Source organism: Bradyrhizobium oligotrophicum S58, from assembly GCF_000344805.1.
Taxonomy (GTDB): domain Bacteria; phylum Pseudomonadota; class Alphaproteobacteria; order Rhizobiales; family Xanthobacteraceae; genus Bradyrhizobium; species Bradyrhizobium oligotrophicum.
In genome coordinates this window covers 2,195,854-2,222,358 of sequence record NC_020453.1, presented here as the reverse complement: position 1 = coordinate 2,222,358, position 26,505 = coordinate 2,195,854, and the positions used below count along the sequence as shown (strand labels likewise).

The 26,505-nt window shown below is 66.9% G+C and carries 21 protein-coding genes; 7 read left to right on the top strand and 14 right to left on the bottom strand.

What is annotated here, in order from left to right; genetic code table 11:
* Nucleotides 1–38: 38 nt before the first annotated feature.
* Nucleotides 39–1,109, top strand: coding sequence for a UDP-3-O-(3-hydroxymyristoyl)glucosamine N-acyltransferase (gene lpxD, locus S58_RS09490; RefSeq protein ID WP_052351244.1), 1,071 nt, complete (start codon nucleotides 39–41; stop codon nucleotides 1,107–1,109).
* Between the two features lie 164 nt (nucleotides 1,110–1,273).
* Here lpxD and nikR read toward each other — a convergent pair whose 3' ends face one another.
* On the bottom strand, nucleotides 1,274–1,771 hold the full coding sequence (nikR, locus tag S58_RS09485; protein WP_015665071.1) for a nickel-responsive transcriptional regulator NikR: 498 nt from the start codon (nucleotides 1,769–1,771) through the stop codon (nucleotides 1,274–1,276).
* Between the two features lie 174 nt (nucleotides 1,772–1,945).
* Between nikR and S58_RS09480 the strand changes: the two genes are divergently transcribed.
* On the top strand, nucleotides 1,946–4,294 hold the full coding sequence (locus S58_RS09480; RefSeq protein WP_244440736.1) for a TonB-dependent receptor: 2,349 nt from the start codon (nucleotides 1,946–1,948) through the stop codon (nucleotides 4,292–4,294).
* Nucleotides 4,295–4,638: 344 nt separating this feature from the next.
* Here the strand turns inward: S58_RS09480 and S58_RS09475 are convergent, their stop codons facing one another.
* Nucleotides 4,639–4,905: a hypothetical protein gene (locus tag S58_RS09475; RefSeq protein WP_015665069.1), complete on the bottom strand. Its 267-nt coding sequence runs from the start codon at nucleotides 4,903–4,905 to the stop codon at nucleotides 4,639–4,641.
* A gap of 288 nt (nucleotides 4,906–5,193) precedes the next feature.
* Nucleotides 5,194–6,369 (bottom strand): extensin-like domain-containing protein, encoded by a 1,176-nt coding sequence (locus S58_RS09470; RefSeq protein ID WP_042339076.1) that lies wholly within the window; start codon nucleotides 6,367–6,369, stop codon nucleotides 5,194–5,196.
* A gap of 494 nt (nucleotides 6,370–6,863) precedes the next feature.
* Between S58_RS09470 and S58_RS09465 the strand changes: the two genes are divergently transcribed.
* Nucleotides 6,864–7,640, top strand: coding sequence for a DUF2147 domain-containing protein (locus tag S58_RS09465; RefSeq protein WP_015665067.1), 777 nt, complete (start codon nucleotides 6,864–6,866; stop codon nucleotides 7,638–7,640).
* Between the two features lie 69 nt (nucleotides 7,641–7,709).
* On the opposite strand, the gene S58_RS09460 is transcribed toward S58_RS09465, so the two are convergent.
* Together S58_RS09460 and S58_RS09455 are read right to left on the bottom strand one after the other, a co-directional pair.
* Nucleotides 7,710–9,077 carry an ATP-binding protein gene (locus S58_RS09460; protein WP_015665066.1) on the bottom strand — a complete coding sequence of 456 codons (1,368 nt, stop codon included), beginning with the start codon at nucleotides 9,075–9,077 and terminating at the stop codon, nucleotides 7,710–7,712.
* A 4-nt stretch (nucleotides 9,078–9,081) separates the two neighbouring features.
* Nucleotides 9,082–9,852, bottom strand: a complete 771-nt coding sequence (locus S58_RS09455; RefSeq protein WP_042339072.1) for a response regulator — start codon at nucleotides 9,850–9,852, stop codon at nucleotides 9,082–9,084.
* 230 nt (nucleotides 9,853–10,082) lie between these two features.
* On the opposite strand from S58_RS09455, the gene S58_RS09450 reads away from it, so the two are divergent.
* From S58_RS09450 to S58_RS09440, 3 genes are read left to right on the top strand one after another with little or no spacing between them, the layout of a single operon-like run.
* Nucleotides 10,083–11,558: an efflux transporter outer membrane subunit gene (locus tag S58_RS09450; protein ID WP_015665064.1), complete on the top strand. Its 1,476-nt coding sequence runs from the start codon at nucleotides 10,083–10,085 to the stop codon at nucleotides 11,556–11,558.
* Nucleotides 11,559–11,574: 16 nt separating this feature from the next.
* A complete protein-coding gene (locus tag S58_RS09445) occupies nucleotides 11,575–12,852 on the top strand; it encodes an efflux RND transporter periplasmic adaptor subunit (protein WP_015665063.1) in 1,278 nt (425 codons plus the stop codon).
* Nucleotides 12,852–14,813 carry a MacB family efflux pump subunit gene (locus S58_RS09440; RefSeq protein ID WP_015665062.1) on the top strand — a complete coding sequence of 654 codons (1,962 nt, stop codon included), beginning with the start codon at nucleotides 12,852–12,854 and terminating at the stop codon, nucleotides 14,811–14,813. Before S58_RS09445 ends, S58_RS09440 begins: the two co-directional genes overlap by 1 nt.
* A 325-nt stretch (nucleotides 14,814–15,138) precedes the next feature.
* Here S58_RS09440 and S58_RS09435 read toward each other — a convergent pair whose 3' ends face one another.
* The 7 genes from S58_RS09435 to asd all read right to left on the bottom strand — a co-directional run bounded on the left by S58_RS09435 (nucleotide 15,139) and on the right by asd (nucleotide 23,016).
* Nucleotides 15,139–16,032 (bottom strand): DUF3313 domain-containing protein, encoded by an 894-nt coding sequence (locus tag S58_RS09435; protein ID WP_015665061.1) that lies wholly within the window; start codon nucleotides 16,030–16,032, stop codon nucleotides 15,139–15,141.
* A gap of 160 nt (nucleotides 16,033–16,192) precedes the next feature.
* Nucleotides 16,193–17,071, bottom strand: coding sequence for a DMT family transporter (locus S58_RS09430; RefSeq protein WP_015665060.1), 879 nt, complete (start codon nucleotides 17,069–17,071; stop codon nucleotides 16,193–16,195).
* Between the two features lie 82 nt (nucleotides 17,072–17,153).
* Nucleotides 17,154–19,358 carry a xanthine dehydrogenase family protein molybdopterin-binding subunit gene (locus tag S58_RS09425; RefSeq protein ID WP_015665059.1) on the bottom strand — a complete coding sequence of 735 codons (2,205 nt, stop codon included), beginning with the start codon at nucleotides 19,356–19,358 and terminating at the stop codon, nucleotides 17,154–17,156.
* 4 nt (nucleotides 19,359–19,362) lie between these two features.
* Nucleotides 19,363–20,379, bottom strand: a complete 1,017-nt coding sequence (locus S58_RS09420; protein ID WP_015665058.1) for an FAD binding domain-containing protein — start codon at nucleotides 20,377–20,379, stop codon at nucleotides 19,363–19,365.
* Nucleotides 20,376–20,891, bottom strand: coding sequence for a (2Fe-2S)-binding protein (locus S58_RS09415; protein WP_015665057.1), 516 nt, complete (start codon nucleotides 20,889–20,891; stop codon nucleotides 20,376–20,378). The genes S58_RS09420 and S58_RS09415 overlap by 4 nt, the downstream gene beginning before the upstream one ends.
* A gap of 154 nt (nucleotides 20,892–21,045) precedes the next feature.
* On the bottom strand, nucleotides 21,046–22,032 hold the full coding sequence (locus S58_RS09410; protein WP_015665056.1) for an NUDIX hydrolase: 987 nt from the start codon (nucleotides 22,030–22,032) through the stop codon (nucleotides 21,046–21,048).
* A 102-nt stretch (nucleotides 22,033–22,134) separates the two neighbouring features.
* Nucleotides 22,135–23,016 carry an archaetidylserine decarboxylase gene (asd, locus tag S58_RS09405; protein ID WP_015665055.1) on the bottom strand — a complete coding sequence of 294 codons (882 nt, stop codon included), beginning with the start codon at nucleotides 23,014–23,016 and terminating at the stop codon, nucleotides 22,135–22,137.
* 35 nt (nucleotides 23,017–23,051) lie between these two features.
* Here asd and S58_RS09400 point away from each other — a divergent pair, with 35 nt between their 5' ends.
* Nucleotides 23,052–24,716 carry an aminotransferase class III-fold pyridoxal phosphate-dependent enzyme gene (locus S58_RS09400; RefSeq protein WP_377811995.1) on the top strand — a complete coding sequence of 555 codons (1,665 nt, stop codon included), beginning with the start codon at nucleotides 23,052–23,054 and terminating at the stop codon, nucleotides 24,714–24,716.
* Nucleotides 24,717–25,000: 284 nt separating this feature from the next.
* Here the strand turns inward: S58_RS09400 and S58_RS09395 are convergent, their stop codons facing one another.
* Nucleotides 25,001–25,633, bottom strand: a complete 633-nt coding sequence (locus S58_RS09395; protein WP_015665053.1) for a hypothetical protein — start codon at nucleotides 25,631–25,633, stop codon at nucleotides 25,001–25,003.
* 145 nt (nucleotides 25,634–25,778) lie between these two features.
* A complete protein-coding gene (locus S58_RS09390; protein WP_015665052.1) occupies nucleotides 25,779–26,468 on the bottom strand; it encodes a class I SAM-dependent methyltransferase in 690 nt (229 codons plus the stop codon).
* Nucleotides 26,469–26,505 lie beyond the last annotated feature (37 nt).

The following is a 26,505-nucleotide window of genomic DNA, read 5'->3' as shown; positions in this document are numbered from 1 at the left end:
GTATCGCTCCCGATACAGTTTTCAACCAAGGCTGGGATATGGACAAACGAAGATTCTTCGGTCGCCCCGCGGGTTTGACTGTGGCCCAGATCATCTTGCTGACGGGCGCCGAATGCCACGATGCTGCGCGACTTTCGCACGTGATCACAGATGTTGCGCCCCTCGAACTTGCCGGGCCGACTGACCTCACTTTCATCGAAAGCAACAAATACGCCGGCGCCTTGGCGACGACGCGCGCTGCAGCCTGCCTCATGCTCCAGCGCTTCGAAGGTCAGGCGCCAAGCACCCTGATCCTGCTGCCCACGGAGCGGCCCTATCGCGCCTTTGTCAACGTCCATCGTGAACTCTACCCTCAATCCCTGCGTCCGACCTCCCCGTTCGAGGCCAACGACATCGCTCAGGGCTCAACCATCCATCCGACTGCACGCCTCGGGAGCGGAATAACGGTTGATCCGGGAGCTGTGATCGGGCCTCGGGCCGAGATTGGAGCAGGAAGCATCATCGCCGCGACCGCCGTCATCGGTCCGGACGTATTGATCGGCCGCGATTGCTCAATCGGCGCGGGATGTTCAATCACGCATACGCTTATCGGCGAGCGCGTGGTGATCCATCCCGGATGCCGCATCGGGCAGGACGGCTTTGGTTACATTGCCGGTGCCAGGCAGCAGAAAGTTCCGCAAACGGGACGCGTGATCATCCAGGACGACGTCGAGATCGGCGCCGGGACGACGATCGATCGTGGCGGCATCAGGGACACGATCATCGGAGAGGCGACGAAAATCGACAATCTCTGTCAGATCGGCCACAACGTCGTCATTGGTCGCCATTGTGTCATCGTCGCGCAGTCGGGTCTCAGTGGCAGCGTGACGCTCGAGGATTTTGTCGTGCTTGGCGGCAGGGTTGCGATTGCGTCCCACGTCACGATCGGCAGGGGTGGGCGCGTGGCCGGGGGCTCGGGCGTCATGAATGACGTTCCGCCGGGAAAAACGTGGGGTGGCTATCCGGCCCGGCCGAGAATGCAATGGATGCGGCAACTGGTGACATTGGCTCGACTGACCAAATCCGGCGACACAGCTGAGGCGCCTTCAATACTTTCCGATCAGAGTTGAAATCCAATCGATGATCTTTCCACCATAGTCTCCGCTCCCAAAAATAGCGCGTAGGGCGGATCAGCGAAGCCTGGTCCGGCACTGCTTCCTTCGTCGCTCTTAAGATGGCGGATTGCCCTAACGCTAATCCGCCCTACGAACTCGAACCATCGTGTCGGCCTGCGCTACTTCTTCCCGCTCTTCGTGGTGTGGGAATGCGAATGGCTGTGACTGCTGCTGTGGCTGTGCGAATGGCTGTGATTATGCCCATGATCATGCGCCGCCTCGATCGGCATCAGTGCGACGTGGCCGTGGCGGACGCCGCGTTCGGCGATGACGTGGTCGGCGAAGGCCTTGACCTCGCGGCGCTCGCCCTTGAGCACGGTGACCTCGAGGCAGCTTTCCTGGTCGATGTGGACGTGCAGGGTCGCCTGGGCGAGGCCGGAATGATCGTGCGCCTCCTGGGTCAGGCGCTTGGGCAGTTCGCGCGCGGCGTGGTCGTAGACGTAGCTCAGGGTCGCGATGCAGTGGCGGCTGTCGCTGGCACCGGTGTCGGCCGTCTCCAAGCCGCTGCGCAGCAGGTCGCGAAACGCCTCCGAGCGGTTGTCATAGCCGCGCCGGGCCATGAAGGCGTCGACCTCGGCGAGCAGGTCGTCGTCGATGGTGATCGTCAGGCGCTGCATGTCCCGTCTCCCTGAGTTGCGCGGCAAGCGCCTATCCACCAGATGAGTATGATGTTTTTACGTTGACATCATACTGGTGTCACCCTAGCGTTCTTTAACACCCGACATCAGGGCGAACCAAGTGAGCGTGTCGCGGGCCAATGAAGGCTCACGGCAGATGATGGCGCACGCCTGATGACGAGATCGAGGGGCGTGACGATGCGGTGGCGTGGGGCGAGTGTTGGCGTGCTGATGGCGGCCTTGGCGCAGCAGGCAAACGCACATCCGGACCGCGCTCCCGCCGAACTGCCGACGGTCGACGTCGATGCCCCCAGACGCGCGGCCAAGCCGAAGCCGCAGACCAGGCGCGCGGCACAGCGGCCGAAGCCCGGCGCCGCCCGTGCAGCGACGAATCTGACGCCGGCCGCCACGGCGGCGGCGGCACCGTCCGGCGCACCCAATGTCGGTTCCGGCGCGCCCCGCCCGCAGGGCATGGCGAGCGAGGTCGTCATCAGCGGCGAGGAGATCAACGCCCGCCCGGCGACCCGGCCCGGCGAGGTGCTCGAAGCCGTGCCCGGCCTGATCGTCACGCAGCACTCGGGTGAGGGCAAGGCCAACCAGTATTTTCTGCGCGGCTACAATCTCGACCACGGCACCGACCTCGCGCTGTTCGTCGACGACGTGCCGGTCAACATGCGTACCCATGCCCATGGCCAGGGCTATGCCGATCTCAACTGGCTGATGCCGGAGACGATCGGCCGCGTCGACGTGCGCAAGGGTCCTTATTTTGCCGACGAAGGCGACTTCGCCTCGGTCGGCAGCGTCCATATCGGCCTGGTCGACAGCGTGCCCAAGGCGATCGCGCAGATGACGGCGGGCAGCTTCGGCTATCGCCGCTTCTTCGGCATGGACTCGGTCCATGTCGGCGACGGCCACCTTCTGATCGCCGGCGAAGCCGGCCGCTATGACGGCCCCTGGACCACACCCGACGATGCCAAGAAGCTGAACAGCCTGGTGCGCTACAGCCAGGGCACCGCCACCGACGGCTTTTCCATCACCGGCATGGCCTATGCGAACCGCTGGACCTCGACCGACCAGGTGCCGGAGCGCGCCATCACCTCCGGCCTGCTCGGCCGCTATGACGCGGTCGATCCGACCGATGGCGGCAAGACCAACCGCTTCGCGCTGTCCGGCCGCATCGCCGGGTCAGACGATGCGGGGTCGTGGAAGGCCAACGCCTACGTGGTGAAGAGCCAGCTCGATCTCTACAACAACTTCACCTATGCGCTGCGCGATCCGGTCAATGGCGACCAGTTTCATCAGCACGACGACCGGCTGATGCTCGGCGCCAACGCGTCGCGCACCTTGGACGGCAGCTTCGCCGGCCGGCCGATGGAGACGACCGTCGGCGTCCAGACCCGCTATGACGACATCGCGCTGGCGCTCAGCTACACGGCGCAGCGGGCCTATCTGAGCTCGGTCCGTAGCGACAAGGTCGGCGAAGGCAGCGTCGGGCTCTATGTCGAGAACACCGTGCGCTGGACCGACTGGCTGCGCACCACGGTCGGCTACCGCGGCGACTATTATCAGACCCACGTGTATTCGCTCATCAACGGCAACAACACCGGCGATGCGTCGGCAAGCCTTGGCAGCCCGAAATTCCGCATGGTGCTCGGGCCGTTCTATCAGACCGAGTTCTTCCTCGGCGCCGGCTACGGCATGCACAGCAACGACGCCCGCGGCGCAACTACGACTGATGATCCGAACGCGCCCGGCAACCGGATCGAGTCGTCGCCGCTGCTGGTGCGCACCAAGGGCGCCGAGGTCGGCGTCCGCACGCGCATCATTCCGAGGCTCGACTCGTCACTGAGCCTGTTCATGCTCAACCAGGATTCGGAGATCCTGTTCTCCGGCGATGCCGGCGACACCGAGCCCAGCCGGCCGAGCCGGCGCTACGGTTTCGAGTTCACCAACCATTATCGGCCGGCGTCGTGGATCGACATCGATGCCGATTTGGCGATGACCCATGCGCGCTTCGTCGGCACCGATGACGGCCAGGCCACAACCTATGCCCAGCTGGTCGGTTTGGGCGCGCCGGCCGAGGTGCTGCGCGGCAACGCGCCCGGCAACTACATCCCCAACGCGCCCTCGATGATCGCTTCGGCCGGCATCACGCTCGGCGAAAAGACCGGATGGTTCGGCGGCGTGCGCTGGCGCTATCTCGGCGCGACGCCGCTGACCGAGGACAACTACTTCCGCTCGACCGCGACCAGCGTCTTCAACGGCCGCATCGGCTTCCGCGACGCCAATGGCTGGCGCATCCAGCTCGACGTGCTGAACCTGTTCAACACCAAGGCCAACCAGATCTCCTACGGCTACGGCTCGCTGCTGAAGGTGCCCGCCGATCAGCTCTACCAGGCGTGCTACCCCAGCGGGGGAACGTCGACCGTGCCGGCCCAGGTCTGCCAGACCGGCGTGATGGACCGCGTCCTGCACCCGATCGAGCCACTGACGTTCCGCGTCACGGTGGCGGGGACGTTTTGATCCGCGCCGCTATCGCCGCGACGGCGGTGAACTCCCCTCCCCCTTGCGGGGAGGGGTTGGGGGTGGGGGTCCACGAGTCCAGCTCTTCGTGATGAGAGCTACGGCTCTATCAAAGGCCTCAGCGATCGATAGTGCGTCGGGTTAACGACGCCGAACACATGCAAATGTCGATATCTGAGAGGTGCACCGCACGACGTTCGGCGCACGCGGGCCCCCACCCCCGACCCCTCCCCGCAAGGGGGAGGGGAGCTCACCGCCGCCTGGGCAAGATGACGAAAGCCAATATCGAGATGCCCCGTTCAAGGCCTGCGGCCTTGCCCTGGGCCATGATGCGACAGGATTCGTCAACAGCACAATGGCGGACCATCCGCCACGATTGCGATTTCGAAATCCGGATCCTCGCCGCGCGCGGCATCGTCCGCTCCCACAGCGGTCGTCTCGCTCTCCGGCGGCACCCGCCACGGGATCGGCTTCGGCGGCATGCGCGCCAGGCGCTGCGCATCGGCGACGGCGCGGCGGGCGATCTTCAGCGAGCGGCAGACCAGCACGGGCTGCTCCTCGGTGCCGACCTCGAAGCCCGAGCCAATCGCCTTGATGCGATACAATGCCATATCCGCCTCTCCCAATCCGGCAGCAACCAGAACCCCGCGCGCCTTGTTCCTCGCGACTGTGGCAGGTCTAGTGTCGGCCAATGGCGGACGGCAAAGCTGGTCAACGAACTCCTAATGCGTTTGCCGTGCTCGCGGCGTTTCCGTTTCGGGGCGGGACAGAGCGCCATCTGGCGCGGCTGACGGCGAAAGAAATCCACAGCCACGCACAGGATCGGCGAGGGGCGAACGGGAGTCGCGAACAGAACGTGGCGCCCTATTCGCGATTCTCGATTCGCCCTTCGCTCATCCTCAATAGTCCCGGAATTCGTCTTCCTCGTTGATCAGCTGGCCAATCGACTTGGCTTGCTTGCGCGACTGGATCGAGCTGGTCACGTCCGGCTCGCGCTGGCCATAGCCATAACGCCGCTGCTGCGCGCGCGCCGCCACCGCCTCGCCGGACTGCGCGGCGGGCTGGCAGATCAAACGGCGGCTGGCGCGGCGCATCAGGTCCACATGGATGTGGTCGTAGTGATAGACGTTGGAGCCCGGCGCCAGCACCGTGGTGAACTGCTGGCACGCCCCACCCTGGACGTCGCGCAGAAAACCCTGCTCCTCGGGCAGGCCGATCCAGCCGTCCTTGACGCTGATGCGGCGGCCGTCGGCGAGCGTGAAGGCGGCGATGTCGAGCGCATTGCCGAAGGCGTGCTCGGAAATATGCGCACTCGGATTGCCGTTCATGCCGCGGCAGGAATAGGCCGAGATCTGCTTGATCTCGACGACCTTGGTGCCGAACCAGCGCTGGGCGGCCGGCTGTACGGATTCCGCGATCCAACGGTCCAGCGCCGAGACGATCGGACAGGCGAGCGTCGCGGTCGGCTTCACCGCGACCGGGCCGACGGCGCCGACCACATCGCCGCGCGACGGCCCGAGCCGCGGCGACGCGTCCGGCTGCTGCGACGGATAGGCGGTGCGCGGCGCGCGATACGGCGCGGCAGGATAGGACGCGTCGGGCGGCAGGTTGGCGTCATCCTCGGCGATCGGCGGCTCGAGCTGCAGCGGCGCGCCGGGAGGGGCGCCATAGGCCGGCGGCTGCGACGTCGCGGCGGGATAGGCGGGCTGTGGCGCGGCCTGCGGCTGATAGGTCGCGGGCGGCGGATAGCCGGGCGGCTGTTGATTGACCGGCCAGCGCGGCTGGCCGCCGATCGCGGCCGGCGGACGCAGGCTCTCATCGGCGAAGCCATAGCTCGCACTCGCTTCACCGAGCGCGGCCACCTTCAGCGGATAGTCGGCGCCGCACATGCCGGGGCCGGAGATCGGATCGATGCGGACGATGTCCGCGCCCTCCTTCACCGCACCCGATTTTAGGCAGGCGATCTCGGCCTCGGCCCGCCACGGCTCGCGCTCCTGGAAGAATCCACGGCCGCAACCCGCTAGCGAAACAAGGACGATGGAGCCGACGAGATACAAACGAACTCCGCGCGTCATATGCAGAGGTTTGCGGCAATTTGCTTAAGGACCTGTCAATGCCGTCGATTTACGGGGCGCAAACCATCACGACGTGAAAGGCGGTCGTTTTACGGGGAACGACAGCCGCGCTGTCTTTTTTGCCGATGCGGATCGGATATGTCTCGCGCGCGCTCTGCGAGCGCCGGGAGCGCGTACACGTCAGACGCGCAAGAGATGCGAAACGGAGCCGTGTCATGACCCTTGCCGGTCGGCTGAGCATGATGGTCGCGTATGTCGCGTTTGCATTCGTCGGCGCGATCGTGGTCGGCCTGTTCTGATCACCACCATCCGATTTTGAGAGCTGACGAGCTGCGGTCGGCCCGGCGGCATGCCGTCGCGCCGCTCCATCATCTTCAGAGAAGTCATCTTCTAACATGGCTTCCGACGGCTGTGACCTTCGTCACAGATGGCGCCACCACGTGCGCCTAGAGTTCCCCTCAGGTTTACGACGCCGTCCCGAGGGAGCTCAATCCATGAAGACCGTGTATCTCGCCGCTGCAGCCATTCTGATCGCGAGCGGCACCGCGCAGGCCGGCAGCTCGATCGCCTTCGACTTCGACGGCCACAAGATCCGCGTCACCGTGCCCCGCAACTGTCAGTCGCTGTCATGCCTGCAGGTCTCCGGCGTCGATCTCAGCGGGCTGAAATCGGCAAAGCTCGACGACGACGATGCGGCGGCGAGCAGCGCGCCCGCAGCGTCAGCCCCGGCTGCGGCCACGCCCGTTGCACCTCCACCGGTCGTCAACGCGCCCGTGCCGATCGCCACGACACCTGCCACGCCGCCGCCGGCCGCAGCACCCGCACCAGTCGCACCGGCTGCGACGGCGCAACTGCCGGTGCCGCCGGCCCCGGTCGCAGCGACCGCGACAGTCGCGCCGCCGCTGCCGGCCGCCGTCGCACCGGCTCCGGCTCCCGTTGCGACCACCGCTGCCGCGCCCGCCGCACAGCCGGCGCCGGCGGCCGACCCGACCTCGCCGCTCGGCCTGTGGGCGACCGAAGGCGGCAAGGGCAATGTCGTGATCGAGCCATGCGGCGCCAACATCTGCGGCTTTGCCGAGAAGACGCGCGAGAAGATCCTGATCAACATGAAGCCTAAGGACAGCAAATGGGTCGGCCGCATCCATGATCCGGATGGCGGCGGCAACTACGACTCCACCGTCGTGCTGAGGAATCCGAACACGCTGCGGGTCCAGGGTTGTGCCTTCGGCGGCCTGTTCTGCGGCGGCCAGACCTGGAAGCGCGTCAGCTGACCCCCGTCGCTTCACCCGCGCCCACAGCCCCGCCGACACGGCGGGTCTGTGCTTTGCGATCGTGCAAGCTCAAGCCACCTTGGCTGGGATCGCTGCAGGCATCGCGAGGCGCAGCGGCAGCGACAGCCGCACCCGCAGGCCGTGCGGCGCGTTCGGCATCAGCGCGATGCCGCCATCATGCTTCTTCATGATCTCCTGCGCGATCGACAGGCCGAGGCCGAAGCCGCCGGCCGAGCGCGCCTGGTCGAGCTTGACGAACGGCTCCAGCGCGCGCGCCTGCAGCGCCTGCGGAATGCCCGGGCCGTCATCGGCGACCTCGATCGCGATCATGCCGTCGGCCGGCGCCGACAGGCTGACGATGACCTCGCTGCCATGCTTGACGGCGTTCTCGACCACGTTGGTGACGGCGCGCGACAGCGCCCGCGCCCGGCCCTCGCAGACCAGGCGCTGCGGCCCGTCATAGCTGACGGCGTGGCCGACATCGGCGAAGTCGCAGCAGATCGTCTCGAGCAGGCTCGACAGCTCGATCCGCGCCGGCTGCTCGGCCTTGGTGTCGTCGCGCAGATAATCGAGCGTCTCGTCGAGCATGCGGCTGACCTGGTCGATGTCGCGCAGCATCGCGTTGCGCATGTCGCCCTGCCCGATCCGCTCCGAACGCAGCCGCAGCCGCGTCAGCGGCGTGCGCAGGTCGTGGCTGATGGCGGCCAGCATCCGCGTGCGGTCGTCGAGCAGCGCGCGGATGCGCGCCTGCATCTCGCTCAGCGCCTCGGCGACCTGGGCGATCTCACGGGGGCCACGCCGGCTCAGCGGCTCCTGCGCGGCCGGCGAGCGACCGAACGCCGCCGCCGCGCGCGCCATCTCCGACAGCGGCCGGATGATCGCGCGCGCCGCGTAGATCGACAGCAGCACGCCGAGGATCAGGATGAGGAACAGGAACACCGCCGTCGGCTTCAGCACCATCGACCAGAAGTCGAGGCGCGGCACGTCGTCGAACACCAGCGCGCGCTCGCCGTCGACCTGGACGATGATCTGGGTCGGCGGCGCCGCGCCATAGCTGACGCCGTGGAGCAGGGTGACGTCCCGCAGCACGCTGAGCTGACGGCGGGCCAGCCGCGAGGTCCATGGCACATTCCTGACGGGCTTATCGAGCAGCGTGAGCGCGGTCAGCGGCACCAGCTCGACCTGGATGCCCGAGCTGCGCAGGCTCGACAGGCTGCTGTCGACGGCGACCGGATCGTTCGCGGCGCGCACGAAGTGCACCGCCTCGGCCACGCGCGCGATGCCATAGGCCGGCGATTCCTGCTCGTCGGGCGGATCGAGGAACAGCAGCGCCGCCGCGATCATCAGCACCATGCCGAACAGCACCGACAGCGACGCCAAGGTCACGATCTGCGTGGTGAGGCCGAGGCGCGGGCACGGCTTGCTATCTGGCGTCATCGATCTATCTGGCATCATCGATGGTCTCGACTCTTGGCGTGAAGACGTAGCCGCCGAGGCGCACTGTCTTGATCAGGGTCCAGCTTTTGGCGCCGGGCTCGATCTTCTGGCGGATGCGGCTGATGTGAACGTCGATGCTGCGCTCGACCGGCCCGGCCTGCCCGCCATGCGCCAGCTCGATCAGCTGCTCGCGCGACAGCACGCGGCCAGCGTTGCGGCAGAACGCCAGCAGGATGTCGAACTCGGCGCTGGTCAGGGTGATCTTGACGCGGTCGGGATCGAACAGCGTGCGCGTCGCGGGCTCGATGCGCCAGCCCTCGAAGGTCATCGGCGCCTGGCGCGCGGCGATGAGCGCGGGATGCAATTGCGATCGGCGCAGCAGCGCGCGGATGCGCGCCACCAGCTCGCGCGGATTGAACGGCTTCACCACGTAGTCGTCGGCGCCGAGCTCGAGGCCGAGGATGCGGTCGATATCCTCGCCCTTCGCGGTCACCATGATGATCGGCACGGTCGAGATCTGGCGCAGGCGGCGGCAGATGCTCATGCCGTCCTCGTCCGGCAGCATCACGTCGAGCATGATGAGATCGACCTGCTCGCGCTGCAGGAGGTCGTTCATGGCGGCCGCAGAGGACACGAAGCGCGGCGCGAAGCCGTGCTCCCGCAACAGCTCGGTCAGCAGCGCCGCAATCTCCCGGTCATCTTCGACGCATAGGATGCGCGCCGCAGCCGGTATGTTTGCATCCAGAGTCACGGCGGTATCGTGTGACGACATCATGCGCGGAACATGGTCGATTTGAGTCGAAAAGAACAGCCCGAAGCGGCGTTCGATCGTGGCGAAAGTAAGCTGTATTGTTAAGGCGGAAACATTTCTTGACGCGACTTAATCCCGGGCAATCGTTAACCAGCTTAGGCTTCGAACATCAGACAAACATCAACAGGGAAGACCTGCGGCGTGGCAGACCGGCCGACGCGGCCTCCTCCGAACCGCGATAGTATCAGCCCGCCGTGAAGCCCGTATTGCTCGCCCTCTGTCTCGCGACCCCGCTGCTCACCGGCTGCGCTGTCGGCCCCGATTACGTGACGCCGGATTTCGGCGTGCCGAAACGTTGGAGCAGCGACCGCAACCAGCCGGCGCAGTCGCTGAAGCTCGCGTATTGGTGGCGCAACCTCGGCGATGGCCTGCTCGATCAGCTGATCGGCGAAGCGGTGGCCGGCAATCTCGACGTCGCCGCCGCCAAGGCGCGCATCCGCGAGGCGCGGGCGACGCAGCGCCAAGCCGTCGGCGCGCTGTTTCCATCCATCAGCGGCACGGGCACGGCGACGGAGAGCCGCAGCGCCGGCAGCTCGACGAGCGGCATCGCCATCGCGCCGAGCACCTACAGCCAGTACCAGGCCGGCTTCGATTCGAGCTGGGAGCTGGATCTGTTCGGCGCCAACCGCCGCGCTGTCGAAGCCGCAAGCTACGGCGTCGACGCCGCCGAGGACGATCTACGGGCGACCCTGCTCACGCTGATCGGCGACGTCGCCTCCAACTACATCGATGCGCGTGCCTATCAGGCGCGTGCGGCGCTGGCCCGGCGCACCGCGGCCTCGCAACGCGAGACCGCGGCACTGACCGAGCGCAAGCAGAATGCCGGCTCGGCCTCCGCCGTCGACACCGCCAAGGCGAGCGCGCTCGCCGCCAGCACCGAAGCGACCATTCCGACCTATGAGAGCAGCTATCAGCAGGCCGTGCACCGGCTCGGCGTCCTGCTCGGCCGCGACCCGACCGCGCTCGGCCAGACGCTCGCCCGCGCGACGCCGATCCCAACGCCGCGCCTGCCGCTGCCGAAGGGCATCCCGGCCGACGTGCTGGTGATGCGTCCCGACGTCCGCAAGGCGGAGCGGCAGCTCGCGCAGTTCACGGCCAAGATCGGACAGGCGACCGCGGCGCTGTACCCGGATGTCAGCCTGACCGGCACGGTGTCGACCACGGCGCTCAAGCTCGGCGATCTCGGCAAGAGCTCGACGATCGGCTGGTCGATCGGACCGAGCCTGTCGGTACCGATCTTCAATGGCGGCAAGCTGCTGGCCGCCGTCGAGGTCGCCGAGGCGCAGCGCGACGAATACCACGTCGCCTGGCGCAGCGCCGTGCTGAGCGCGCTCGAAGACGTCGAGAACGCCATCGTCAGCCTCGGCCAGGAGCGCATCCGCATTCGCAGCCTGAGCGAATCGGCGCGGCGCTATGGCGAGGCCGCGCGGCTGTCGCGCTCACTCTACCAGACCGGCTCCAGCACGTTCCTCGACGTGCTCGATGCCGAGCGCTCGCAATTCACCGCCGAGGACAGCCTGCTCGCGAGCCGTGCCACTCTGGCAAAGAACTACGTGGCGCTGGCCAAGGCGCTGGGCGGCGGTTGGAGGGGAGCAATCGACAGCTCGGTGCCCGAAATCGTCGACAACAGCACCGGCCCGCATCTGATGCAGACCGTCGAGACCAGGTGAATCCCCAAGTGATACGATGAACGCACCCCTGCCCCACATCCCCCGACCGGTCGCGACGGAGGACAGCATCGCGCCGAAGCCGAAGCGGCCGCGCCGCCGGCTTGTGCTGATCATCGGCCTGCTTGTCGCGCTCGCGCTCGCGGTCCTGCTCGTCACCCGGTTCACGAGCAATCCCAACGCCAATCTGGTGACGGCGCCGGTCACGATCGGCGACATCGAGCAGACCGTGCTCGCCACCGGCACGCTGAAGCCCGTCAAGCTGGTGGCGGTCGGCGCGCAGGCATCGGGGCGGCTGGTCGCGCTCAACGTCAAGCTCGGACAGAAGGTCAGGGCCGGTGATCTCATCGCCGAGATCGATTCGTTGACGCAACAGAACACGCTGCGCACCAACGAGGCGAGCCTGCGCAGCGTGCGGGCCCAGCGTGACGAGAAGGTCGCCACCCTGGCGCTGGCCGAGGCGAATCTGGCGCGGCAGCAGGTCACGCTGGCGCAGAAGGCGTCGTCGCGTGCCGACTACGACAGCGCCGAGGCGACCGCCAAGCAGACCCAGGCCCAGATCGCGCAACTCGATGCGCAGATCGTCGAGGCAGAGGTGGCGATCGAGACCGCACGCGTCAATCTCGGCTACACCAAGATTACCGCGCCGATCGACGGCACCGTGCTGTCGATCGTCACCCAGCAGGGCCAGACCGTGAATGCGGTGCAGTCGGCGCCGACCATCGTCGTGCTCGGCCAGGTCGAGACCATGACCGTGCGCGTGGAAATCTCCGAGGCCGACGTCGTCAGGGTCCGGCCGGGACAGAACATCTATTTCACCATCCTCGGCGACCCCGATCACCGCTACCAGGCCACGCTCGGATATATCGAGCCGGCGCCGGAATCGATCAAGAGCGATTCGAGCTTCTCCTCGAGCTCGACCACGACATCGAGCAGCAGCACGTCGTCGTCCTCGACGTCGTCGGCGATCTACTACAACGGCGTGTTCGATGTCGCCAATCCCGAGGGGCGGCTGATGACCTACATGACGGCCGAGGTCCACATCCTGCTCGGCGAAGCGCGGAAGGTGCCGACGATCGCCTCGTCGGCCCTGGGCAATGCCAATGCGGACGGCAGCTATAACGTCCGCGTGCTCGATGGCGCGGGCACGCTGCAAAAACGCGCGGTGCGGATCGGCCTCAACAACAAGATCAGGGCCGAGGTGGAATCCGGCCTGCACGAAGGCGAGCGGGTCGTGATATCGGCGCCCGAGGAGAGCGCGAAGCGAACCACGATGCCGCCGCCCGGAGGCCCGTGATGACGGAGATGCTGATCGACCTGCAGAATGTCGGGCGGCGCTACGCGTCCGGCGAAGGCACCGTCCACGCGCTACGCGGCGTCGACATCCAGATCGCGCGCGGCGAGATGGTCGCGATCATCGGTCAGTCCGGCTCCGGCAAGTCGACGCTGATGAACATCCTCGGCTGCCTGGATCGCCCGACGTCCGGCAGCTACCGGATCGCCGGACGCGAAATGGGCTCGCTCGATCCGGACGAGCTGGCCGCGCTGCGACGCGAGCATTTCGGCTTCATCTTCCAGCGCTATCATCTGCTCGGCGAGCTCACCGCCACCGAGAATACCGAAGTGCCTGCCGTCTACGCGGGGCTTGGCCCGGCCACGCGCCGTCGCAAGGCCGAGGCGCTGCTGCAGCGGCTCGGCATGGGCAGCCGCACCGACCACCGGCCGGGGCAGCTCTCAGGCGGCCAGCAGCAGCGGGTCTCGATCGCCCGCGCGCTTGTCAACGATCCCGACGTGATCCTCGCCGACGAGCCGACCGGCGCGCTCGACCGCGCCAGCGGCGAGGAGGTGTTGCGCATCCTCGACGAGATCAGCGCCTCCGGCCGCACGGTCATCATCGTCACGCATGACGCCGGCGTCGCGCAGCGCGCACGCCGCATCATCGAGCTCCAGGACGGCCGCGTCATTTCGGACAAGCCAAATCCACGCACGCCCGAGCCGGCGGCCGACGCTGCGATCGAGGGCGCCGGATCGCCGGCGCCGTCATGGTGGCGCAGTCATCTCGACCGCTTCCGCGAGGCGACGCGGATGGCGCTGCTCGCGATGAATGCGCACCGGCTGCGCGCCTTCCTCACCATGCTCGGCATCATCATCGGCGTCGCCTCCGTCGTCATGGTGCTGGCGCTCGGCCGCGGCTCGCAGGCGCGGGTGCTGGAGAACATCAACCGGCTCGGCACCAACACGCTGGAATTCTTTCCAGGCAAGGATTTCGGCGACACCCGTTCCAGCAAGATCAGGACGCTCGTGCTCGCGGATGCCAAGGTCATGGCCCAGCAGCCCTATGTGGATGCGATCTCGCCGACGGTCTCGACCACCAGCACGCTGCGGTTCGGCGCCATCGAGGTCAGTGCCCAGATCTCCGGCGTCGGCGAGCAGTATTTCCGCGTCAAGAACACCGAGCTCGCGGAAGGCAGCTATCTCGATGCCGACACCGTGCGCTCCTACGCCCAGGATGCCGTGATCGACGACAATGCGCGCAAGGCGCTGTTTCCCGATTCGGACGTCAGCCCGCTCGGCAGCGTGATCCTGATCGGCAAGGTGCCCTGCCGCATCGTCGGCGTCACCAAGCAGCAGCAGGCCGGGTTCGGCTCCAGCTCCACCCCGATCGTGTACCTTCCCTACACGACGGTGCAGGCCCGCTTCCTCGGCAACCAGGTGCTACGCAGCATCAGCGTCCGCGTCGATGAGGCGACGCCGATGGCAGCGGCCGAGCGCGCCGCGACGGCGCTGCTGACGGAGCGGCACAACACCAAGGACTTCTTCGTGCTCAATACCGACGACATCCGCAAGACCGTCGAGAGCACGACGCAGGTGCTGACCCTGCTGGTGGCGGCCATCGCCGTGATCTCGCTCTTGGTCGGCGGCATCGGCGTCATGAACATCATGCTGGTGTCGGTGTCCGAGCGCGTCGGCGAGATCGGCGTGCGCATGGCGGTCGGCGCGCGGCGCAGCGACATCCTGATGCAGTTCCTGATCGAGGCCGTGCTGGTGTGTCTGCTGGGCGGCGCGCTGGGCCTTGCGCTCGCGGTCGGCTTCGGCACGGTCTTCAACGCGCTCGATGTCGGCTTCCAGCTGATCTACTCGCCGCTCGCCATGGTCGGCGCCGCCGTCACCTCGATGGCGATCGGCATCGGCTTCGGCTACATGCCCGCCCGCAGCGCCTCGCGGCTAGATCCTGCGATCGCGCTGGCGAGGGAGTAGGTCGAGGCGTCGATGAGCGCTAAGGAAGAGAGAGTCGATTCGTCGCAGCAACGGCAGGGCGCTCCCTCTCCCCGTTCTTCACGGGGAGAGGGTTGAGGGGCAGACGCGCGGGAAGTGTTCGTGGTGAGAACTGTACCCCCTCACCCGGATTGCATCTTTCGATGCAATCCGACCTCTCCCCGCAAGCGGGGCGAGGTGCACCGAGCAAGCCGCAAGCTTTGAACACCTCATGAGCAGAAGTGAGAGCGAGCTATCGGCTACTCAACCGACTGCCATTGAACACAGCCCCTCGGATGGAGGCCTCGCACGATATTCGTCCGCGCCGCTACTGCTTCGCCATCTGCGTGCTCGCCTGTGCATCCTTTGCCGCCGCGCCCTTGTCGACCCATTCCGGCGGGGCGCCGAGACGGTTCGCGACCATGCCGATGACACCGGGATCCCGGCCGAACGCCTCGCAGGCGGCGTTCTTCGGCTTGCCGCCGAGGGCCGCCCCGATCCGTGCGATCGACGGCAGCTTCGGGGCCTTGCCGAACGGGGTCTCGCCGGTCACCAGCATCTGGCCGAAATCGGCGCTGAAGGAGCTTGCCAGATCGTAGGCATCGCCGGCCTGGGACAGCACCGGCGAGTTGGTGAACGAGTTGGCGCCGCGCGCCCACACCATCGCGGCCTGCTGGCGGCCCTTGCGGTCGAGCGCCTCGGCTTCGACGCTGAGACTGCCGAGCCCGATCGGCAGCCGCGGCACCGGGACGGGAACGCCGAGCGCGCCGGGCACAGCCGACACGACCTTGGACGCGCCGGCGGCGACCGGATCGGTCGGCGTCGCCTGGGTGATGAAGGTGCGGGTCGTCAAATCGGCCCTCTGATTGGGCGCCACGACCGTGAGGCGTTCACTCAGATTGAGACACAGCGCGCGATCGACGGCATTGGCCACGAGCTGCCGCTGCTGCTCCGTCAGCACCGCGCCGGCCTCGCCCGAGAACGATGTCGGCATGATGCGCACGGTCTGCGCCGCCAGCACATTGTCCTTGTCGACGTTGAGCAGCGACTTGGCGAGCACGCCGTTCGACTCCGCCAGCGACTGATAGGATGCGAGCGCGCCGCTCTGCGTCATCGGCGCCGTGGCGCAGCCCGACAGGCCGAGCGCCGCGCACAGCATCGTCAGGCGGACGGCACCCGGAGTGCATGATCTCACGACAGCCGCGACGTCGATCTCGACCATGCTTCTCTCGCCTCACGCCGACCATCGCCGCCCTGTCGCGGGCGGCGCATTCTTCTCCTCCGGGATTTCGGACAGCGTGGGGCGGAAGCGTGGAGAGATGTTTCGAAACCGCACCAACCAAGGAGAGAGTACGGCGCGCGTGTGGGCGGCGGCCGTGGACTCACAAGCCGCTGACGATGGCGATGACACCTGTTACGGCCAGCGCAGCGCCCAGCCAGGCTGCCGGCGCGGGCCTGAGCCCGGTGCTCCACCACAGCAGCGGCAGGATCATGACGGGCGTCGTCGACGACAGGCTGGAAACGATGCCGACAGGCCGGCTGGTCAGCGCAAACAGAACGAGCGTCATGCCGACGCCCATCCCGAGCACGCCGCTGAGCGCCGAGCGTATCATGACTGATCGATCGACCGGGAGCGAACTGCGGCCGCCCGGCATGACGGACAAGGTGAGCAGGCCTGCCAATCCGATCGCAGCACGAATGGATGTGGCCAACGCCGGATCCAGACCCGCAGCCATCACCGGACGAGCGACCAGGACCGCAGCCGCCGCGAACAGCGCCGCCGCGAGACCGAACAGGAGTCCCGTGCGCAGCGAGCCATGCGTCTCGTCAGAGATGGCGCCGGGCTGCCTGAAGATGATGGCGACGCAGACCCCGCCCAGGATGCACCCGACGCCGATGATCTTGATCGTCGACAGCGTCTCATCCAGCAGGAGATAGCCGAGCACGGCGGCGAATGCGGTCCAGCTCGCATAGACGACCGCGGTGAGGCGCGGCCCCAGCCGCGCCAGCGCTGCATAAAAGCAGGAGTCGGCGACAACGACGCCGAGCAGGCTCGATGCCGCCAGCAACAGCAACTGATGATGGGACGGCGCGGCCCATCGGCCTCGCAGCGTCACCGGGGCTAGCATGGACAGGAGCGCCGCCGCGAGACGGACGGCGTTGAATCGGACCGGACCGAGGTGGCGAACCGCCGACGGCGCGATGACGTTGCTGACTGCGATGCTGAAGGCAGCCGCCAGAGCGGCCAGATCGGAGAGCATGTTGGACGCCACTGCTGGACGATCTGACAAACCGTCCAGCGATCCTCGTGCGCGGACGCAGCTGGGTCAAGCCGCCCTCACCTCACCCCACAAGCTTGTCCAACGTGATCGGCAAATCGCGCACACGCCTGCCGGTGGCGTGATAGACGGCATTTGCGATCGCTGCGGGCACGCCGACGATGCCGATCTCACCGACGCCCTTGATTCCCAGCTTGTTGATGATGCGGTCCTCTTCCTCGACGAAGATCACCTGGATGTCATGCACATCGGCGTTCACCGGCACGTGATATTCGGCGATATTGGCGTTCATGATGCGCCCGAAGCGGTGATCGATCATCGCTTCTTCGTGCAGAGCCATGCCGATGCCCCAGACCACCCCGCCCATGATCTGGCTCGCCGCGGTCTTGGTGTTGAGGATGCGCCCGGCGGCGACCGCATTGACGATGCGCGTCACCCGGATAACGCCCAACTCTTCATCGACCTTGACCTCGGCAAAGATGGCCGAATGGGTGTTGTGGGCGTGCTCGTCGTCGTCCTCGAACTCCGAGCCCCGCTCCTTTTCGATCCGGTCCATGCCGCCGTGACGCATGACATCCGCCATCGGCACCGAACGGCTGCGGTCGGCGATCGCCACGATCGCTCCGTCCGCGAGAGTCACCTCGTCTGTCCCCAGCCCCTCCAGCGCCGATTCCGGCATGCCCTGCGCGATCTTCAGCAGCTCGGCGCGGATATCGGCGGCGGCATTGACGATCGCATGCGAGATCGAAGCCGCAGTCCACGAGCCGCCCTCGACCGGGGTCTTCGGCAGCGTGGAGTCGCCGAGCTTCACAGTGATGCTGTCGAGCGGCACGCCGAGCATGTCGGCGGCGACCTGCGCCATGATCGTGTAGGTGCCGGTGCCGATGTCGGAGGTCGCGCTCGCGACCTCGACATGACCGTTGGCCGTCATGACGATCCGCGTCGCGAACGGCATCTGCAGCGCCTCCCAGGCGCCGCTCGCCATGCCCCAGCCGACGAGCTCACGGCCGTCGCGCATCGACCGCGGCTCCGGGTTGCGCTCCGACCAGCCGAAAGCTTCGGCGCCCTGCTGATAACACTCCCGCAGTCGCTTGCTGGAGAACGGCAGGTTCTTGTCCTGATCCCGATCGGAATAGCAGCGCAGGCGCAATTCGAGCGGATCCATCTTCAGCGCCACGGCGAGCTCGTCCATCGCGCATTCCAGCCCGTAGACGCCGCTGGCCGCGCCGGGCGCACGCATGTCGCCGGGCGTCGGCACGTCCAGCCTGGCGAGCCGGTGGGTGGCGCGCGAGTTGTCCGAGGTGTAGAGCACGTCGCCCCAGCCGATGTCGTTGCGCGAGAACGCCTCGTGCTGCGAGGTCATCGCGATCGCCTCATGCGTCAGCGCCGCCAGCGCGCCGTCTTCACTGGCGCCGAGCGCCAGCCGCTCGATCGTCGCCGGGCGATAACACAGGCCGTACATCTGGGCGCGGCTGAGCACGACGCGCACGGCGCGTTTCAGCTTGAGCGCCGCCATGGCGGCGAGCACCACCTGGTATTGCGGACGCAGCCCGGAGCCGAACGCGCCGCCGACGAACGGCGACATCACCTGGACATCGTCGTCCTTTAGTTGGAACACGCTGCAGACGTAGCGCTGCACGTTCTGGACGCCCTGGGTCTTGTCGTAGACCACGAGCTTGCCGCCCTCGCGCCAGAGCACCGTCGAGGCGTAGAGCTCCATCGGATTGTGATACTCGATCGGCACGCCATAATCGGCATCGTGACGCACGGCTGCGCCGGCGAGCGCCTTGGTCGCGTCACCACGCGGCTTGACCGGCTTGTCGACCTTGAAGGCCTGCTCGCGCCGGGCATGAAGGTCGGTGGCGAAGCTCTCGGCCTGATACGCGACTTCGACCAGCGTCGCCGCGAAACGCGCGGTGTCCTCGTCCTCGGCCACCACCAGCGCGACCGGCTGGAAGTTGAAGTGCACCCTGTCATCGTAGAGCGGGCGATAGGGCGAGCCGTCCTCCGGCGCCACCTCGTCGCGATAATCGTCATCCTTATCTGCCATCCTGACCCGGTTGGCGTGGGTCAGCACGTCGATGACGCCGTCGACGGCCAGCGCGCGGCTGGTATCGATGCTGATGATCCGCCCCTTCGGGATGGTGGAATTGACGACGACGCCGAAGGCGAGGTCAGGCGCGGTGAACTCGGCGGCATATTTGGCGGCACCGGTGACCTTGGCGCGGCCGTCGACGCGTGAGGTGGCGCTGCCGATGTGAGCTGTCATGGGATCACCGGATCGACTTGATGGATTGAATCTGTGGCGTCGCGCTCGCGGCCTGGGTCAGGGTGCGAACGATGGCGCGCCGCGCCAGCGGGAGCTTGAACGCGTTGTGCGCGTAGGCCTTCGCATCGTGGAGCAGGATGTCGGCCGCGCGGCCGAACGCGCCGCGATCCGGCACCTGCCCGCGCAGCGCGGATTCCGCGGTCTCGTTGCGCCACGGCTTGTGGGCGACGCCGCCAAGCGCAAGCCGCGCCTCCCGTATACGACCGCCGTCGAGTTCGAGCGCAGCGGCAACCGAGACCAGCGCAAACGCGTAGGACAGGCGATCGCGGATCTTCAGATAGCTGTAGTTCGCAGCGAAGCCCTTCGGCGGCAGTTCGATCGCGGTGATGATCTCGTCGGCATGCAGCGTGTTGTCGAGGTCCGGCCGGTCGCCGGGCAGCCGGTGGAAATCGGCAAAGGCGATGACCCGCCCGCCCGAGGCACCCGCGACGTGCACCGTGGCGTCGAGCGCGGCGAGCGCCACGCACATGTCGGAGGGGTGGGTCGCGATGCAGTCGGCGCTGGTGCCGAGGATCGCGTGACCGCGGTTGAGGCCGTCGATCGCCGAGCAACCGGCGCCGGGCGTGCGCTTGTTGCAGGGCGTGGCGACGTCATAGAAATAGGCGCAGCGTGTCCGCTGCAGGAGGTTGCCGCCGGTCGAGGCCATGTTGCGCAACTGCGCCGAGGCGCCGGCGAGGATCGCGCTCGCCAGCAGCGGATAGCGGCTCTCGATGGCAGGGTGATAGGCGAGCGTGCTGTTCGGCACCAACGCGCCGATCCTGACGCCGCCGGCGCTGGTCTCCTCCACATTCGTCAGCGGCAGGCGGCTGATGTCGATCAGCTGGCGCGGCTGTTCGACATGATATTTCATCAGGTCGATCAGGTTGGTGCCGCCGGCGATGAACTTCGCCTCCGGCGTCGCCGCCTTGAGCCTGACGGCTTCCGCGACGTCGCTGGCGCGCGCGTAATCGAAATTGTTCATCGGCTGCCTCCCATCGCCTGCTCGATGGCGCCGACGATGTTGGGATAGGCGCCGCAACGGCAGATGTTGCCGCTCATCAGTTCGCGGATCTCTTCCTTCGTCGTCGCCCTGCCCTCGGCGATCAGGCCGGCGGCCGAGCAGATCTGGCCCGGCGTGCAATAGCCGCATTGGAAGGCATCGTGATCGATGAAGGCCTGCTGCAGCGGGTGCAGCTCATTGCCTTTGGCCAATCCCTCGATCGTCGTGATCTCGGCGCCGTCTCTCATGACCGCGAGCGTCAAGCAGGAGAGCACGCGCCGGCCGTCGATCAGCACCGTGCAGGCGCCGCACTGGCCGTGATCGCAGCCCTTCTTGGTCCCGGTGAGATCGAGATGGTTGCGCAGGAGGTCGAGCAGCGTGGTCCACGGCGTCACCGACAGCGTCCTCGGCTGGCCATTGATCCGAAGCGTGACGGACAGCGGTGCTGGCTTTGCGGTGGGCGCGGCGGTGTCGCGCGCTGGCGGCGTGCTCATGCGGTGTCTCCGGTGACGACCGGCATCAACCCGCGATGGCGCGATTGGTTCTCAGCAATTTTCGGGCAGCGCGAGGCACAAACGAACAACGCCCGGCGCCCGCACGAATGTGCGGCCTAACCCGTTGGCGTTCAACCGATGTTCGTCGAGCGGCTCAGGCGGCGCGGCCGAGCCACGCCCGCATCTTCTGCGCAAGGCTGCGGCGCGGCGGACCGTCTTGCGCGTCGGCGTCTGCATCTTCGCGCGGTGCGGTCTCTGCGTCCGCGTTCGGCATGTCCGTCTGCCGCTCACCGAGGCCGCGGCCCTCGGCCTGCGGCACAGCCGGGCTGGGCACCAGCGACTTGATCGCGGCCGCCACGGCCTCGATGCGTTCGAGATCCGCCGGCCCGCGCTTCGTTTCAGGCTCTTCGGGCTGCGTGGCGACCGTCTCGGCCGCCTCCGCCACCGCCGTGGTCGCATCCCAAGCAACCGGCTCCGACTGATCGAGGTCGGGAGCCGCAGCCGCGATCTCGGTGGACGGCTCGTTGGATTCGGCCACCGCGACGCCGACCGGCTCCGGAACCTGCGCTGGAGCCGGCTCCTCAACGACTCGGCTGCGGCGCTTCCGCGCCGCCGCGGGCTTTGCAGCGACCGCCGCCGTGTCCTTCTCGATGGCGTCCTTGTCGACAACAGCCGTCTCGACCGCCGTCCTGGCCGCCACCTCCGGCACGGACTTCGCCCTGGTCTTGCGGATCAGGCCTGCGAGTGCGTAGGGCCCGACCGTCTCGAGAAACGTCTTCTCATGATCGCGCGACAGCCGCGCGACCGCGGCATCGAGCGGCAGCCAGTCGACGGCGCGGACGTCATTCATCAGCGGCTGCGACGGTTCATCCGCAGCCTCCATCCGCCAGTAGTGCACGACCTTGGCGCGCGTGCCGGTGTCATACACCAGGGTGCCGAGGAACTCGTGCACGGTGACCTTGTGCCCGGTCTCCTCCAGCACCTCGCGCTTGGCAGCGTCGCGCGGCGTCTCGCCGTCGTCGAGCTTGCCTTTCGGCAGCACCCATTCGTCGCGCTTGCGCAGGCGCACGACAGCGACCCGCGGCGGTTGCTCCCGCCGCAGCACGATGCCACCCGCCGCCATGATCTGCGCTCTCGCCATCGCCGCTCCCGCACTTGCGGGTTGTAGCCCGCTGATTCGCCAGTTCAACGCTACGATATGGTGATGCGCAACGGCGAAATCGAGATTTCGGCGGCGGGCTCCTTACATTGCGCCGGCGGCGACGCGCCGGCGCCACAGTGGCTGGCCGGCCCGGATGCGCGCGCCCTCCACGACATTGGGGCAGAACGTGAAGTCGCCGGGCGCGAGCAGGATGATGGTCGATCCATGCTCGAACCAGCCGAGCTCGTCGCCCTTGCGCACATTGTTGTTGCAGGCGTAGGCCAGCGGCCGCTCGGTCTGCGCGTTCAATACGCGGTCGAGCGCATGCAGGCGGATGCTCGCGACCAGGATCGCCGCGACCGGCACGATCGTGAACGGCTCGCCGGACGCAAGATGCGTGCGGATGACGGCGCGCTCGTTCTTGCAGAACAGCCGCTCGACGCGCTTCAGCGCGATCGGATTGACGTTCCAGACATCGCCGTGGATCAGGCTGACATGCTCGAGCGTCATGTCGGCGGGCGCATGGAAGCGGTGATACATGCTCGACGTCAGACGCAAGGTCACGAAGCAGCCGTTGCGATGGGTCTCGACCACGGCAGGATCGGCGACGAGCTCGCTCAAGCGATAAGGCGCGCCCTTGATCTGATAGAGCTCGCCGTCCTTGATCAGGCCATGGGCGCCGATGATGCCGTCCGACGGGGCGGTGACGATGGCAGGATCGGAATCGAACGGCCGCAGGCCCGGCTTGAGCTCGCGCGTGAAGCAGGCGTGCAGGCTGTTGAAATGCGTTTCCTTGGCCTCGGAGAGATCGAGGTCGGAGAACAGCTTCCACAGCGCGATCGCGGCGTCCGCTACAATCGGGTTCTCGATCTTGGAGAACCAGCCCATGAAGCGGGTCAGCGCGGCGCGCGGCACGCGGTTGGTGAGCAGGAAGTTGAGGTCTTCCTGTTGGGTAAAGGAGGCGATCAGGCTTTTGACTGTCATGAATCTGTCAGCAGGAGGGGTTAGCGCTGGTGGACATGATGGAAAACTCGATTCCTTATGTATCGCTGGCCGTCGGCGCCGCCGTGACGGCTGGCGTCGCCCCGAAAGTCACCGCCCGGATCGCGCTGTCGCGCGCCAAGCACCGCTCGCTCGCCGGGCATTCCAAGATGTCGCGCCGGATCTCCAAGCTGATCCCGCGCTATGAGTTCGAGATCGACACGTTCTTCCGCTCCGACGGCGCGCCGACCGACATCGCGACCCGGCGACAGGACGGCTTCTTCCGGCTCGGCGCGCTGTTCCAGGAGAGGTTCGCCAAGAGCCGCGCCCTGACGGCCGAGGCCGCGAGCCGCATCTCCGACCTGCAGTTCACCCAGAGCTACCGCGTGCCGTTCCAGTACAGCCGACTGGTCAAGGAGCAACTCGGCGCCGGCTCGTTCATGCAGGCTTCGTCGGGCGTCACCTTGACGGATCTCGACGGCAATCAGTTCTACGACCTCACCGGCTCCTACGGAGTCAACATCTTCGGCTACGACTTCTACAAGGAATGCATCGCGGCCGCCGAGCGGCGCGCGAGTGCGCTCGGACCGGTGCTCGGTCTCTATCATCCGGTCGTGGCCGACAACGTGAAGCGGCTGACCGACCTGTCGGGCATGGACGAGGTCTCGTTCCACATGTCCGGCACCGAGGCCGTGATGCAGGCGGTGCGGCTCGCGCGCTACCACACCGGGCGCAACCATCTGGTGCGCTTCGCCGGCGCCTATCACGGCTGGTGGGGCGACGTGCAGCCCGGCGTCGGCAACCCGATCGCCCCGCACGAGACCTACACGCTCGCCGAAATGTCCGACCGCACACTGCATGTCCTGCGGACGCGGCGCGACATCGCCTGCGTGCTGGTCAACCCGTTGCAGGCGCTGCATCCGAACGGCAATGCGCCCGGCGATTCGGCGCTGGTCGACTCCTCGCGCAAGGGGAAGTACGACCGCGAGGCCTACACGGTCTGGCTGAAGCAGCTGCGCGAGGTCTGCACCGAACGTGGCATCGTGCTGCTGTTCGATGAGGTCTTCCTCGGCTTCCGGCTCGCGCCGGGCGGCGCGCAGGAGTATTTTGGCGTCAAGGCCGACATGGTCACCTACGGCAAGAGCCTCGGCGGCGGCCTGCCGATCGGCGTGGTCTGCGGCAAGCACGAGTTCATGCGGCGCTTCCGCGACGACCGGCCCGCCGACATCTGCTTCGCCCGCGGCACCTTCAACTCGCATCCTTACGTGATGACGGCGATGGACGAATTCCTGAGCCGGCTCGACAGCCCGAATTTCCGCACCATCTATGACGGTCTCGACGAGACCTGGAACGGTCGCGCCCGTCAGCTCAACGCCATGCTGACGGAGCGCGAGCTGCCGGTGCGCGTGTCCAATCTGCAGTCGATCTGGCTGGTCGAGTACACCGTGCCGTCGCGCTACAATTGGATGCTGCAATACTATCTGCGCGCCGAGGGCCTGGCGCTGAGCTGGGTCGGCACCGGCCGCTTCATCTTCAGCCTGAACTACACCGACGCCGATTTTGCCGAGGTCACCAAGCGCTTCGTCACGGCCGCTGACAAGATGAAGCAGGACGGCTGGTGGTGGAACGACGGCACCCTCACCAACAAGGCGATCAAGCGCCAGATCCTCAAAGAGATGCTCGGCGCCGCATTCGGACGCTGAGGTCTCTGCCACCCTCCCCTGGAGGGGCAGGGTCAGCGCGCATGAGCGAAGCGAAATGCGCGCCGGGGTGGGGTGACAGCCCCTCCGCACGTGAGGTGCGGGCGAGCAAGTGGAGAGATCACCCCACCCCGACGCGCGCTGCGCACGCGTCGACCCTGCCCCTCCAGGGGAGGGTAGCACCGCCGCTTTGGCTTCGTGCGCGATCGATCTCACGAGAGCTTCCCCAAAAACACCGATGCCCGGGACCGGCCCGGGCATCGCGCAACTCTGACGCATCGGCCGGGTCAGGCGTGCTGCTCCTCGAGGCCCTCGCCCATCAGATCCAGACCCGGATCGATCAGTTCGCCGCGCAGCAGCGCGATCGGCGCCTTGCGGTAGAGCATGAAGTCGTTGAACGGGTCGGTGAGGATCTTGGTCATCCAGACGAGGCCGGTCTCGACGTCGCGGATGAAGAACAGGTGGATGGTACGGAACAGCAGCCCGCCGATGCCGATCACGAGCCACAGCTTGGCGGTCTCGCGGGCGAAATCCATCGCCGATGTCCAGGGCGGCAGCAGGCCGAACAAGGTCGGCTGCAGATAGAGCACCACGGGGGCCGCGGCCCAGATCGACATCAGCACGACCTTGCGCTGCAGATTGTAGCCGACCTTGATCTCTTCCTTGTGCTCGTGCGTCGCCTGGTTGACGTGGTCGTAGCCCCTCGGCTCGAAGAAGAAGTGGCCGGCCTGGCGCGAGGTCATCGACACCAGCCAGCCGATCAGGGCCGAGATCAAGGGGTCGAACACCATCATCACATAGGCGATCATGAAGCTGACCGCGCTGACGAAGTGCAGGCTCTGATTGATGCGGCTGTGGTGATAGTAGCGATGGTCGTCCCAGCGCTGGATCCGCAGCTGCTCCAGGAAATGCTTGATCATGGTTGCTCCGAAGAATGAGTTGCAGGTCGTGTACAGGGATTCGATGTAGATCTCGTGACATCATCAAGATGTCACACGATCGGACGCAGGAAAACGTTGGAACTACGGGGGTGGCCGCGCGTGGCGGTAGGAGGCTGCCGCGCCTTTAGGCTGCGGCAGCGAGATCCTGCTTGCGGAAACGCACGAGCGAGAAATGGCCGAGCGGCGGAATCAGGCGGCGCTCGACCAATTCCATGCGCTGCGCGCCGGCGAGCCAGCGCATGTAGCGCGACCAGCCGAACTCGGCGGTGCGGAAGCCGAGCCGGCGGACCACCGGCTGCAGCGCCTGCTCGATGACGCGGCGCATGCCGTCGTCGGCGCTGACGCGGGTCAGGATGATCAGCTCGCCGCCGGGACGCAGCACGCGGGCGAACTCATCGAGCGCGACCTCCGGGTTCGGCACGGCGGTGACGACGTATTGCGCCATCACGACGTCGAAGGAATCGTCGGGGAAATCGAGCTGCTCGGCATCCATCACCGCGAGCCCCTCGACGTTCTTCAGCCGCTGATCGGCGACGCGGCGCATGGCCTTGCCGAGCATCGCTTCGGAGATGTCGGTTCCGAACACGCGGACATGGGGCGCATAGAGCGGCAGCGAGATGCCGGTGCCGACGCCCACCTCGAGCACACGCCCGCCGAGCTTGTTGGTGGCCGATATCGCGGCCTTGCGGCCTTTCTCGAATACGCCGCCGAACACGAGGTCATAGATCGGCGCCCAGCGGTCATAGGCCTGCTCGACCTGCTCGCGGTCGAAATCGAGCTCCCGCGCGCCGTCGAGCTTCATGGTGTCTGCCATCGTTACATCTCACTTGGTTTTGGAATTGATCGAGTGA